Here is an 11901-nt window from a genome sequence, read left to right as displayed (position 1 = left end):
TTGGAGCCCTCAGCAATCCCGTCGCAGCCAGCTATGTTCCGCTCCTCGCTTACTCCAAGAACAATGACTGGCGAACACTCACCGCTCCTTCCGGAGGTGTCCAGTACCATTGGAATTCCACTCATATCAACAACCAGGGTGTCGCGGGCGGTACGTCGAGCGTGTTTACCACCGATCAAAACTGGTTTGGCATGAAATGCTATATGAAAGATGCCATCGGGAACTGGCATGTTTCTGCTGCGGTCAATATCGGACAATATATTAATCAAAGGGAAGGGGTGGATATCACCGAAGAGCAACAAGATGAAGAGCCTGGCTTTGAGTTAAATGCCTATCCCAATCCATTCACAGAAAAAATCACGATCTCGTTCGATGTCCCTCGCGAAAACAGCCACGTAAGATTGGACATTATAGACAAGCAGGGAAAGATTCTACAGACAGTCGTAAACAATCCCCACGCCAAAGGAAAATGGCAATATGATGTCAGAGAATTGTCTCCCGGTCCTGAGGAAACACTATTCTGCCGGTTGAAGATCGATGAAAGTTATACGGTGAAGAAATTGGTACATTCAAACAGATAAATACCGCGAACTCAGCGCAGCGGTTGCGCTTCCGGCGCGTTTTGGTACCGCTTACCTTTTCCTCGGATTTGTTCGAGAAACAAAACGATCGGAAAAATTACCTTTTCACAAAAGCAGGAATCGCCGGCATATCGAACTCGGTATCGTATTTGCGCAGGAGGTAAGCCGAATCGAAAGCGCTCGGACGGCCGTTGCCATCTGCGCGCGACGAGCGATAGATCTCGACTAGGAAATATGCCTTCTACTCAGCGTGGTGCATCTGATGGAGCAAAACGCCCGCATCGCGGCGAACTCTACCAGGGCTGGCTGTCGGAAGCCGTACTCACCGAATCACGCCAGAACCTGGCGCGGCAAATGAGGCACTATTTAAGGATGAGGGTGCATTTGTTTCGGCCTTATGCTGCGCGAAGAAGGGACTCAAAGACATCGGACGGTTTATTGCAGAATTAGATCAATAGCTCAAAAAAAGCCCGTCACGATCATCATCGCGACGGGCCAAATTATCGGAAGGCATCACTTCCTCCATCCTCCTTTCCTCCCTTGAAATATTATTTATTCCGCTCCTCGATCCACTTCCGCGCATTCACGAAAGCCTCCATCCAGGGCGAAACCTCGTCTTTGCGTCCTTCTGCATAATGTGCCCAGTGCCATTGGAATAGCGACCGCTCGATGTGCGGCATGGTTACCAAATGGCGGCCGGTGTTGTCGCAAAGGATAGCAGTGTTGTAATCCGAGCCATTCGGGTTGGCGGGATATGTTTCGTAACCGTATTTGGAAACGATGTTATACTGGTCCTCTGACAGCGGCAACTGGAAGCGGCCTTCCCCGTGCGACACCCACACGCCTAACGTGCTACCCGCGAGCGAAGAAAGCATCACGGAATTGTTTGGCTGAACGGTCATCGAGGTAAAGATGCTCTCGTGCTTATGGCTCGCATTGTGGAGCATTTTAGGCTTTTCTTCGTGATCCGGGTTGATAAGGCCAAGCTCAATGAAGAGCTGGCAACCGTTGCAAATACCGACGGAAAGGGTATCCTCGCGTTTGAAGAAGTTTTCTAGCGCGATTTTCGCTTTTTCGTTGTAAAGGAATGCACCTGCCCAACCTTTGGCTGAACCCAACACGTCGGAGTTGGAGAAACCACCTACTGCACCAATGAACTGAATATCTTCCAGCGTCTCGCGACCGGAAATAAGGTCGGTCATGTGAACGTCTTTCACTTCGAAGCCGGCCAGGTACATGGCGTTGGCCAACTCACGCTCGGAGTTGCTGCCTTTTTCACGGAGTACCGCGGCCTTCGGGCGTGGTTTTGAAGCGTCGATCGCCGGCTTTTTACCATCGAACTGCGCCGGGAATTTGTAGCGCAATACGTGATGCTTGTAGTTATCGAAACGCTCTTTCGCGAGGCCGTTGCCGGTCTGCTTCTGATCCAGCAAATAAGATGTTTTGAACCAAACATCGCGCAGGTGATCAATGTCGAAGTCCCATTTACCTGTCGCATCTTTCACTGTCAGCGTAGATGCCAGATTAACAGTACCTATTTTGTGGAATGCTATTCCACTAGCTGCCAATAAGGCCTCTGCCGATTCATCAGCCTGGAATACGATACCAATGTTCTCCGAGAACAGTTTCTCGATGATATCCTGATCGCCAAGCACCGACAGGTCAATGGAAGCCCCCAGGTCACGATCGGCGAAGCACATTTCCAGCAATGTGGTGATCAGACCACCGCTGCCGATATCATGACCAGCCTGGATTTTGCCGGCTTTGATCAGCTGCTGGATCGCATTGAATGTTGTTTTAAACTGCGCTGCATCCTGAATGTCAGGTGTTTCAGAACCGATCTTGTTCAGGATTTGCGCGAACGACGACCCGCCGAGTTTGAAACGGTCGCCCGACAGGTTGATATAATAAATAGAACCACCCGATTTACGCAATACTGGTTCTACTACCGCGGTAATGTCATCGCAGTGCCCGCCAGCCGAAATAATGACTGTTCCGGGCGCGATTACATCACCGTCCTTGTATTTCTGTTTCATCGACAGGGAGTCTTTTCCTGTCGGGATGTTGATGCCCAGGCTGATCGCGAAATCCGAGCAGGCTTGTACGGCTTTGTACAAACGTGCATCCTCGCCTTCGTTTTTACATGCCCACATCCAGTTGGCCGAAAGTGATACTGTCGCCAGTCCGTCTTTCAAAGGCGCCCAAACGATGTTCGAAAGCGCTTCGGCTATCGCGTTGCGGCTACCTGCTGCCGGGTCGATCAATGCTGAAAGCGGCGCGTGACCGATAGAAGTCGCAATACCATCTTTCCCCTGGAAGTCGAGGGCCATTACGCCGACGTTATTCAGCGGCAGTTGCAAAGGACCCGCGCACTGCTGTTTCGCCACGTGGCCACCTACGCAACGGTCGACTTTGTTGGTTAACCAGTCTTTGGAGGCAACCGCTTCGAGTTGCAGCATCTGTTCGAGGTATTCATGCAGCTTCGAAGTTTCATACTGCACCGGCTCGTAAGTGCGCTCCACGGTTTTGTCGCGCATGTATGTTTTCGGCGAGCTACCGAACATTTCGTCCATCGCCAGGTCCATCGGCTTTGCGCCGGTGGTCGACGATTCGAAGGTGAAGCGGTGGTCACCCGTTACCTCTCCAACTGTATACATCGGTGCGCGTTCGCGGTCGGCGATGCGTTGGAGGAAGTCGATGTTGTCCTGACTGATCACGAGGCCCATTCTTTCCTGGGATTCGTTGCCAATGATTTCTTTGGCTGAAAGCGTCGGATCACCTACCGGCAGTTTGTCGAGGTCGATTTTGCCCCCTGTTTCTTCCACCAGTTCAGACAAGCAGTTCAAATGTCCGCCTGCACCATGGTCGTGGATAGAAACGATGGTATTATTGCCGCTTTCCACCATTCCGCGCACGGCATTGGCTACGCGTTTTTGCATTTCAGGATTAGAGCGCTGGATCGCATTCAATTCAATACCTGAGCCGAACGCACCGGTATCCGCCGACGAAACGGCCGCGCCGCCCATCCCGATCCGGTAGTTTTCGCCACCCATTACCACCACTTTGTCGCCGGTAGCAGGTGTATGTTTTTTGGCTTGCTCGGCTTTACCGTAACCGATACCGCCGGCCTGCATGATTACTTTATCATAACCCAGCTTGCGGCCATCTTCCTCATGCTCAAATGTCAGCACCGAACCGACGATCAGTGGCTGGCCGAATTTATTACCGAAATCGGTAGCACCATTGGACGCCTTAATCAGGATGTCCATCGGCGTCTGATACAACCATTGACGCTCTTCGACACCTTTTTCCCACGGGCGATTTTCTTCCAGGCGAGAGAGCGCGGTCATGTACACGGCCGTACCCGCGAGCGGGATCGCGCCTTGTCCGCCTGCCAGACGGTCGCGAATCTCTCCACCTGAGCCCGTGGCAGCGCCATTGAACGGCTCCACGGTGGTCGGGAAGTTGTGGGTTTCCGCCTTCAATGAAAGTACGGATTCAAAATCTTTGATTTCGTAGTATTCCGGTACGTCCGGGCGCTTCGGCGCAAACTGCTGCACGACGGGCCCTTTGAGGAATGCAACATTGTCTTTATAGGCCGAAACGATCGAATTAGGGTTCGTTTCGGAAGTTTTACGGATCAGCTTGAAAAGCGAGACCGGCTGCTCCTGGCCGTCGATCACAAAAACGCCGTTGAAGATCTTGTGGCGGCAGTGCTCGGAGTTCACTTGCGAGAAACCGAACACTTCGGAGTCGGTCAGTTTACGACCGAGTTTTTCGGCAAGGCCATTGAGGTAATCCACTTCCTCGTCGCTCAATGCCAGGCCTTCCTGTTTGTTATAGGCAGCAATATCCTCAATTTCCTGAACGGGTTCAGGTTTGATATTGATGGTGTAAATATCCTGGTTCAATTCGCTGTATTTCTGCGAAAGCATCGGATCGAAATCCGTGAAATCAGCACTTACTTTCTTGAACTCCTCGATGCGCACAATGCCTTCCAGGCCCATATTCTGGGTGATTTCGACGGCATTGGTGCTCCACGGCGTGATCATGGCTGCGCGTGGCCCGACGAAAAAGTCTGTGAGAACGGTCTCCTTGCGGAGTTCTGCGCCGCCGAAAAGCCAGCTTAATTTGGAGGAATCGGAGGCAGTGAGCGTTCGCTCGGTTTGTAGTGCAAAGACGGTTTCGTCCCCGCCAGTGAAGAAGTAAATCATGATGTCCAATTAAGGCGCAAAGGTACGTCTTTTTTAGTTTTTAAACCAGATAATGAATTACCTGGTTTAAAAATCGTTCGTGCCTCCGGCACTTTCCACCGCCAAGTGCCGGAGGCACGAACGATACTCCAGCCAGGGATTTCAATCCCTGAAAAAAGGAATCAGACGGGCGCATGAAAAAGATATTGTTCCTGATATTCAACGCCGTTTTTTACGAGCATTTCCAGGTATTCGTCCGGAAAAGAAATTCCGTAATGATGCTCTTCCTGATTTTCGATATACCTATAAACCCGTTCGACTTCACGTTTATTATACGAGAACGCACCGTAGCCCACCTGCCACTCAAACCGGTCATTCAAAAATCCGGATTCATTGATCCACTTCGAAGACTTCGCCTTTACAACCTTCATAATTTCCGAGACCGGCGACGACGGCTTCAACCGAAACAAACAATGCACATGATCCTCTACTCCATTTACAATCAGCACCTGCGCCCCCGTTTCATTGATGAGATTTCCGATAACACCAAACAATTCATATCGCCAGGGTTTATGAAGCCGGGCTGCACGATATTTCACCGCAAAAACACATTGAATGAAGATTTGAGAATAACTGTTGCCCATCGCTAAGAATTTACGTTTAGCAAAAGCTAATACCTGCAAGCCCTAACATTATAATACGATGAGCAAACGGCTTCGGCTCAGTAAGCCAGCAACCGCCCGCAAGCCACCACTGCAATCCAAACAGCAATCGAGATACCCGCGCACATCCTGGCCATACCCGGTAAATCACCGGACGCACCGCGACGTTTAAAGGGGCGGTACACATACTGGTGAAACACAAATACGTTCAATGCCGAAACCAGGATCAAACTGACCTTCGTCCAGAAAACCGGATCGACGCCCAGCGCCTGTGCATTGGTCAGAAACAATAGGATGCCGGAGGGAACGATCAAAATCAATCCACGCTGCGACCAGGGCAGCAAATACTTTGACAGTGCGCTGACAGGCAAGTTGCGCGAAAAGCCCAGCAAGCGCAGGTCAAACAGGAACGCTGCGCCCACCAGGAGTACGATGCCTAAAATATGAACGATTTCAAGGGCAGGATAAAGCCATAGCGATTGCCGGATACCTACGGCCCATCTTGATTTTTCAAGCCATTCAAGCCATTGATGGTACGACTGCACAACTAGCGAAGTTCGTACTTGTCGTTACCCACAAATATGCGTTCGGCACGCATTTCGTTTTTCTCGGTTTTGTGCGGATAGGCTACAAACCGAATCGTCGTACCCTTTTTGATCATGTCCGCATTCAAGCCGCGCGATTCCATCCGCGTCACAGGCGCTAAATAAACAGTGGTAAGCTCCTTATTATACTTCACTTTGGCGAGCACATGCGGATTTTCGTAGGTAAGATCTTCGATTTTCGCCTTAAAATCTGTTGGTTTGGTCTGATCGTAGTCAGCCCAACCGTGGTGAAGGACAGTAAACGAAGCGCAGATAAGCAGCGCAATTGCAAGCGAAACGGTTTGAAACTTTGCCATAACCTGTTGAGTTTAGTGTAGTTAAAAGTAGCCAAATCCTCTCTTTTAAAAAACCGGACCAAATACAAAGTCGCCGAAAGCACCACCAAAATGTTTTCCGCTATATTTGCCCGGTCACCAATTCAACACTTTGTCTTGAAACATCTCCTTCTTTTCGCGCTGCTTTCCGCGGCCACCCACACTTTCGCGCAGGACGGCCGGTTGCCGCTCGATTCCAAAAACAACATCAGCTATACCGATTCCGGACAGCCCAAATTAAGCAAGACGGAACTTCACCAGAAAGTCAGGGCATGGGTCGACAGAAAGTTTGGAAATGCGCAAAATGCGATCACCAGCGACGACACCCAGGCAGGCATCATACTCATTACCAGTTACATCCCTGTTATTCACTCCGACTACCAATACATCCGGTTCGATCTCGGCATTCAGTATAAGGACAATCAGTACGACGCCCGCATTACCACGCTCGACGGCGTTTCGGCCGAACACAGCCCTGTGCGGTTAAGTTCGAAAGAAAATGACAATATCGTCGCCAAAGAGCAAAGCATTAAGACAGAAAGTAGTCGCAAGAAACGCAAGGACGCAGAATTAGCCTTGCAAACGGCAAAAGCAGACAATGAAGGTATCAACACATCATTATATAATCTGCTTGGAGACCTCAAAACCTACGTCACCAACCCCAAAGCGGAGTAAGAACGGGGCTGTTATTTCAGCCCTTTCCATTTTTTGATCAGCATTTCGGCAATCACCTCATAGCCTTTATCCGACGGATGCAAACCATCGTAGGTCATGTCGACGGATTGCTCCGGGTAGGGATACTCGTCCGTCTCCGGATTGAAAGGAACGTCAATATAATCCGGGTATTTAAAATCTTTGTAGGCGCCGGTTTGCGGGTCTTTCAGGCGCTTGAAACGGACCATGTTATCCAGGTTGATGCCACTATCGTGGTACAGATCCACTACCGGCATCTTCTCCTTCTTCCCTATTTCCACAATTGCATTCGCAAACTGCTCCAAAGTCTGATCCTTTTTAGGTTTATAGGACCCGAATGCATTGTTTTTGTAGCTGTTGATATACACGAAGTCTCCCCGCTGCATAGGTGTAATAAGGATAATCTTTGCTTTCCCATTGAGTTGCTTCAATTTATCGGTAATGACCCTGAACGCACCATAGACTGTCCCACTGCCTTTCCCCTGCTCATAGTCAGTAATGGTGCCGAGCGACTTTCCCTGCCACCAATCGTTCGTGCCTAAGAAAACCGTGTAAACATCAGCTTTCACAAGCCCCAGCGACTCGATTTTATCGGCGATGTTCACCGATGTCCAGCCATTATGCCCCTGGTTGACATAGGTAACCTGCGGAAACTTCTCCGAGATCAACGTCAGGTAGCCTTTTGATACACGGCTCCCGGTTTCGTTTTGATGGTCGTTGAGGTAGGTAATGGAATCGCCGATGGCCACCCAGGTGATTTTGCGCGGTTTGGATGCCGCAACGATGACCATAAGCGCAAGAAGAAGCAGAAATCTTTTCATCAGTTTCTAGGGATTTGGATTTTTTCTGAAAGTTAAGCCAAGCATTCAGACGTTGCAAATTCATTCTATCTCCGAAAACACCCCGGCCTATTGTGGCATAATTCCCGAACCAAGGTCAAATTTAATTCGAGACAACTAAATTTATTCTACATAAATGCGACACTATTTTACAACCTTATATTTCCCAACGAAAAGCACCTTCCAATGCCTATTATATTCAATATACTGAAAATCAACTTGTTAAAAAATACTATCGTTGTAGAAATCTATTTATGACGTGATCACCGAACGACTCCCCCAATCTCGTAGAATCAAATCCGGCAGTAGCAAAACATCGAATTATCGAATTTGCTTTTAATAATGTGTCGCACTAATATTACATCATCTTGCAAGGTGTGGGACAGCCGAAAACCACTAGAAACGAGTAGGCAACAAAAACACTAACCTCATCAAAATCATGGTAGGAATTGGACTTTCTCTTACTCAGCTTCTTTTGTGGCTTGATTCTATTCTTCCTAATGTTTCTGTTATCCTTACTTGGTAATAGACTAAGACATTAAAAAACTAGGCCGTACTCCTCGGGAGACGGCCTAGTTACATTTTATATGAATAACAAAATTTCTTTCCTACCCTAGGCAAAAAAGCTCGGACGCTGCAGGTATTCCGGATGCCAGCTCGCATCGCGGCGGCGTAATGCACGCGCAATGGTCAGAATTGCCTCCTCGCGATCGCGTTGATGCTCATCAGAACCCTGGGCGGCAAGATACTCCCCTACGATCTCCCATTCGAAAGAATCGGAGCGCGAATCATAAATCCCCACAGGAACACGGTTTTCATCAGTAAGCATCAGACTCTGCACCAACTGCGCTTCTTCCTGCGTAGGGCAACCCACATGCTGATATTGCTCATTCAAAGTATATACGACCGAGTACCGGTTTTCTGAATATTCTTCTTTGGTTGATGATGTGCGGTCCGTGAAAAACTGACCCAGAAATGACCGGAAACCCACCGGTGCATGCTTGCTTTTACTCTTTTTTACTTGTTTCATGGTATTGAATTTTACTGGATGCCCGTAGGGCAATATTTTCGGGAGGTTTTCAGCCAATTAATAATATAATTCACAACAACGGTAAAGTACTAAATAAAACCATTCAGCAACGATACAACAACGGACTTAACCCCCGCAACAAATCTATAAACTATTATTGTGTATCAATAGTTTACAAAACTACAATTTCTTTCCTTGTTTGCTTAAAATTCTTCGTATTGACATTTCAACTTATTAAAATAATCCTATAACAAGCGCAATATCATCTACGCAACTGTGCGATCGGCGCAAAAAAAATCGCTGCCGGGCTATGCTTTTCCGGCAGCGATCCCTCACTGTTTGGTACAGGTCAATGCTGCATACGGTGATGCGGCCTTCCGGCTTATGCCTCCTGCATATATGCTTCTTCGATGAGCCTTTTAATATCCTCTTCGCATTCCTTCACACGAAGGGAAATACTGGTAGCGAGCCAGATCGTACATCCGTGGCTATACCCCATGTAGTACAGAATCTTCTCCACACTTACGTGCAGGCTTTCGTCAAATTCGCCGGTAACTTTAATGAAAGGCATCATGGTCTGAGGATTTTTGATTTACTTAAATATAATCAATTCACTTTGATTACACCTATTTTTTATCAAATAATTCCTATAAGTTTTTCAACTAAAACACACTACCGAACTCGGGCAATATTGGAACGTTGAGCGGAGATCAGGCTTTTTCGAGCAGTTCTTTCAAGACCAGCGCCTGATTCCGGTCTTCTGTTTTAGCGGCAAAAAGCAAGGTAACCACGTCATGATCTGAAACGATTTCGCGCAATGCAATTAATGCGTCGGAATTTTTCAGTTCTGCCTGATAACGGGCACTGAACTCGTCCCATTCGTCCATATGGGCGTGAAACCATGTCCGCAGCTCATTGGACGGCGCCACCTCTTTCATCCAGCGGTCAATGCCGGCTGCTTCCTTCGTAAGCCCGCGCGGCCACAGGCGGTCTACCAGTACACGGTAGCCGTCAGTGGCCGCTGCGGGTTCGTAAATGCGTTTTGTTTTGATAGTCATAGGCTGTCGATTAAAGGTATCACAACCCTTTAAAGTTAGCCATGCCGGCCGTTTTCCAGCCACTGTTGAAAGTATTTTTTATCTTGAACTCGCCCTGGATCGGAAACCAGCGCAATGCCGCCGGGCAGCCCTCGGGGCGCCGTTCGTCAGTTCAGGTTCCTGAATGCGCTGGGCGATTTACCGGTTTTGGTTTTAAATATTTTGGTGAAATGGGAAGGATGCTCAAAACCGAGGTCGTAGGCAATTTCACTGATGGACTGCTCGGTTCCCCAGAGCAGCGATTTCGCTTTATCGATCATCCGCAAATGAATATGTTCCTGCGTGGTCTTGCCGGTGAAGCGGTTGAGCAAGTCGGACAGGTAATTGGGCGACAGATTCAATTCCGAGGCGAAATACTTAACATTAGGCAATCCTGACTCGATTAGTGTGTCTTTGCCAAAATAGTCGTTCAGCAACCTTTCGAAATGCTGCACGAGGTCGTTGCTCACCTTGGCGCGGGTATAAAACTGCCGGTCATAAAACCGGTCGCAATAATTGAGTAGCAGCTCGATATTGCCGGTAATAAGCCGGAGCGTGTGCTTATCGATATTCTGGGAGTATTCCCGCTCGATTTTGGCCACGCAGTCGCGGATCACCTGCTTTTCGTCATCGGAAATGTGTAATGCTTCATTTACATCATAGTTGAAAAACGAATATTGATGCATCTTTTTTCCCAGTTCAGTTGCATTGAGCAAGTCGGGGTGGATAAAGAGCGCCCATCCCTCCTCGACGCCGCCTTCTTCAATGCTGCCTGTTATGACCTGCCAGGGCGCGGTAAACATCAGCGAGCCTTCGCTGAAATCATAATGCCCCTTCCCATATTTTAAAACGCCGTGAATGCGCTTGCACGAGATTGTGTAAAAACCAAACCGGAAGGCCGTCAGCTCGCGAGGGCATTGCGCATAGAACTGGGTATTATCGATCAGGCTGATCAGCGGGTGCCTGGGCCCGGGCGCGCCTACGTAGTCGTGCAGACCGCGGATGGATTCGATATCGAGATACTGGCTGGTCATAACAGGGAAACAGCTGAATGATTAATACTAAATATGACTGGCAATCAGGTTTTTGATAGCGAGATCGTCCATTTCTTTCCGGGCTTGAAGCAGCTGCACGGCATCCGCCCCAACCGGGTAACGCAACTGCTGTGAACCATCGCTGGCCGCTTCAAAAATAGCCTCGGCCACCTCCCACACATGCTCGGACATCGGCCAGTTGTCCACCTGTCCCGCAAAGGCATCATAGGCAGGCATGTAATCCAACAAATCGCCCGCGCCAAAAGTTGCCAGCGACCGGCCTGCGAAATCCGTCTTATAGCCGCCGGGCTCCACGATTTTCACCCCGATGCCCAGTGGTTCAAGTTCATACTGAAGCGATTCGGACAAGCCCTCTACCGCATATTTGGTAGCATGATATAATGTAGAGAAAGGAAAGGCGATCCGGCCGCCCATCGACGCCACATTGATGATCACCCCGCTCTTATTTTTACGCATATGCGGCAACACCGCCTTAATCACGTCGATCACCCCGAACACATTCACCTCGAATTGCTGGCGCACCACCTCGGTCGGGGCCGCTTCCAGTACGCCCAGCGAACCAAATCCTGCATTATTCACCAGCACGTCGATACTGCCGAAGCGTGCAATGCCCTCTTCCACTGCTTTTTGTATACTCACGCTGTCGGTCACGTCCAGGCGCACGAGCGCCACGCGATCAAGCTCCCCCAGCTCGGTTTCCTTTTCCGGCGAGCGCATCGAAGCGATTACATTCCATCCGTTTTTCTGAAATAACCGTACAGCATCCTTCCCAAATCCCGAAGAAGCACCTGTAATCAAAACTGTCTTTGTCATCATTTTGGTTTGTTTAATTGAATGATGCAAAGTTGGCAGG

At 49.1% G+C, this 11901-nt stretch carries 12 protein-coding genes; 2 read left to right on the top strand and 10 right to left on the bottom strand.

The features are described 5' to 3' along the window. Positions 1-581 (top strand): T9SS type A sorting domain-containing protein (locus tag J7619_RS28060; RefSeq protein ID WP_310589827.1); only part of this gene is annotated, 581 nt, incomplete at its 5' end. 548 nt (positions 582-1129) lie between these two features. On the opposite strand, the gene purL is transcribed toward J7619_RS28060, so the two are convergent. The 4 genes from purL to J7619_RS28040 all read right to left on the bottom strand — a co-directional run bounded on the left by purL (position 1130) and on the right by J7619_RS28040 (position 6337). Next, positions 1130-4795, bottom strand: a complete 3666-nt coding sequence (gene purL, locus J7619_RS28055; RefSeq protein WP_291207076.1) for a phosphoribosylformylglycinamidine synthase — start codon at positions 4793-4795, stop codon at positions 1130-1132. Positions 4796-4956: 161 nt separating this feature from the next. Then, positions 4957-5457 carry an IS200/IS605 family transposase gene (gene tnpA / locus J7619_RS28050; protein ID WP_291207073.1) on the bottom strand — a complete coding sequence of 167 codons (501 nt, stop codon included), beginning with the start codon at positions 5455-5457 and terminating at the stop codon, positions 4957-4959. 38 nt (positions 5458-5495) lie between these two features. Next, positions 5496-5981 (bottom strand): DUF6644 family protein, encoded by a 486-nt coding sequence (locus J7619_RS28045; RefSeq protein WP_291207070.1) that lies wholly within the window; start codon positions 5979-5981, stop codon positions 5496-5498. A 2-nt stretch (positions 5982-5983) separates the two neighbouring features. Further along, positions 5984-6337: a DUF6152 family protein gene (locus tag J7619_RS28040; RefSeq protein WP_291207067.1), complete on the bottom strand. Its 354-nt coding sequence runs from the start codon at positions 6335-6337 to the stop codon at positions 5984-5986. Positions 6338-6472: 135 nt separating this feature from the next. On the opposite strand from J7619_RS28040, the gene J7619_RS28035 reads away from it, so the two are divergent. Further along, positions 6473-7030 carry a DUF4468 domain-containing protein gene (locus J7619_RS28035; RefSeq protein ID WP_291207066.1) on the top strand — a complete coding sequence of 186 codons (558 nt, stop codon included), beginning with the start codon at positions 6473-6475 and terminating at the stop codon, positions 7028-7030. An 11-nt stretch (positions 7031-7041) separates the two neighbouring features. On the opposite strand, the gene J7619_RS28030 is transcribed toward J7619_RS28035, so the two are convergent. The 6 genes from J7619_RS28030 to J7619_RS28005 form a co-directional block, all read right to left on the bottom strand. Next, a complete protein-coding gene (locus J7619_RS28030) occupies positions 7042-7869 on the bottom strand; it encodes an SGNH/GDSL hydrolase family protein (protein WP_291207063.1) in 828 nt (275 codons plus the stop codon). 631 nt (positions 7870-8500) lie between these two features. Next, a complete protein-coding gene (locus J7619_RS28025; RefSeq protein ID WP_291207061.1) occupies positions 8501-8917 on the bottom strand; it encodes a hypothetical protein in 417 nt (138 codons plus the stop codon). 382 nt (positions 8918-9299) lie between these two features. Beyond that, positions 9300-9491 carry a hypothetical protein gene (locus J7619_RS28020; RefSeq protein WP_291207058.1) on the bottom strand — a complete coding sequence of 64 codons (192 nt, stop codon included), beginning with the start codon at positions 9489-9491 and terminating at the stop codon, positions 9300-9302. A 136-nt stretch (positions 9492-9627) separates the two neighbouring features. Further along, entirely contained in the window at positions 9628-9975 is a 348-nt protein-coding gene (locus tag J7619_RS28015) for a DUF488 domain-containing protein (protein ID WP_291207055.1), read from the bottom strand. A gap of 146 nt (positions 9976-10121) precedes the next feature. After that, a complete protein-coding gene (locus J7619_RS28010) occupies positions 10122-11027 on the bottom strand; it encodes an AraC family transcriptional regulator (RefSeq protein WP_291207052.1) in 906 nt (301 codons plus the stop codon). A 27-nt stretch (positions 11028-11054) separates the two neighbouring features. Next, a complete protein-coding gene (locus J7619_RS28005) occupies positions 11055-11864 on the bottom strand; it encodes an SDR family oxidoreductase (protein WP_291207049.1) in 810 nt (269 codons plus the stop codon). Positions 11865-11901 lie beyond the last annotated feature (37 nt).

The sequence above is a fragment of the Dyadobacter sp. genome (assembly GCF_017744695.1).
GTDB lineage: Bacteria > Bacteroidota > Bacteroidia > Cytophagales > Spirosomataceae > Dyadobacter.
This window is presented reverse-complemented; position numbering and strand designations above follow the sequence as displayed.

Coding starts and splice junctions, on each gene's coding strand:
- purL (WP_291207076.1), bottom strand. CDS start 4,795: ATGATTTACTTCTTCACTGGCGGGGACGAAACCGTCTTTGCACTACAA.
- J7619_RS28015 (WP_291207055.1), bottom strand. CDS start 9,975: ATGACTATCAAAACAAAACGCATTTACGAACCCGCAGCGGCCACTGAC.
- J7619_RS28030 (WP_291207063.1), bottom strand. CDS start 7,869: ATGAAAAGATTTCTGCTTCTTCTTGCGCTTATGGTCATCGTTGCGGCA.
- J7619_RS28010 (WP_291207052.1), bottom strand. CDS start 11,027: ATGACCAGCCAGTATCTCGATATCGAATCCATCCGCGGTCTGCACGAC.
- J7619_RS28040 (WP_291207067.1), bottom strand. CDS start 6,337: ATGGCAAAGTTTCAAACCGTTTCGCTTGCAATTGCGCTGCTTATCTGC.
- J7619_RS28025 (WP_291207061.1), bottom strand. CDS start 8,917: ATGAAACAAGTAAAAAAGAGTAAAAGCAAGCATGCACCGGTGGGTTTC.
- J7619_RS28005 (WP_291207049.1), bottom strand. CDS start 11,864: ATGATGACAAAGACAGTTTTGATTACAGGTGCTTCTTCGGGATTTGGG.
- J7619_RS28020 (WP_291207058.1), bottom strand. CDS start 9,491: ATGATGCCTTTCATTAAAGTTACCGGCGAATTTGACGAAAGCCTGCAC.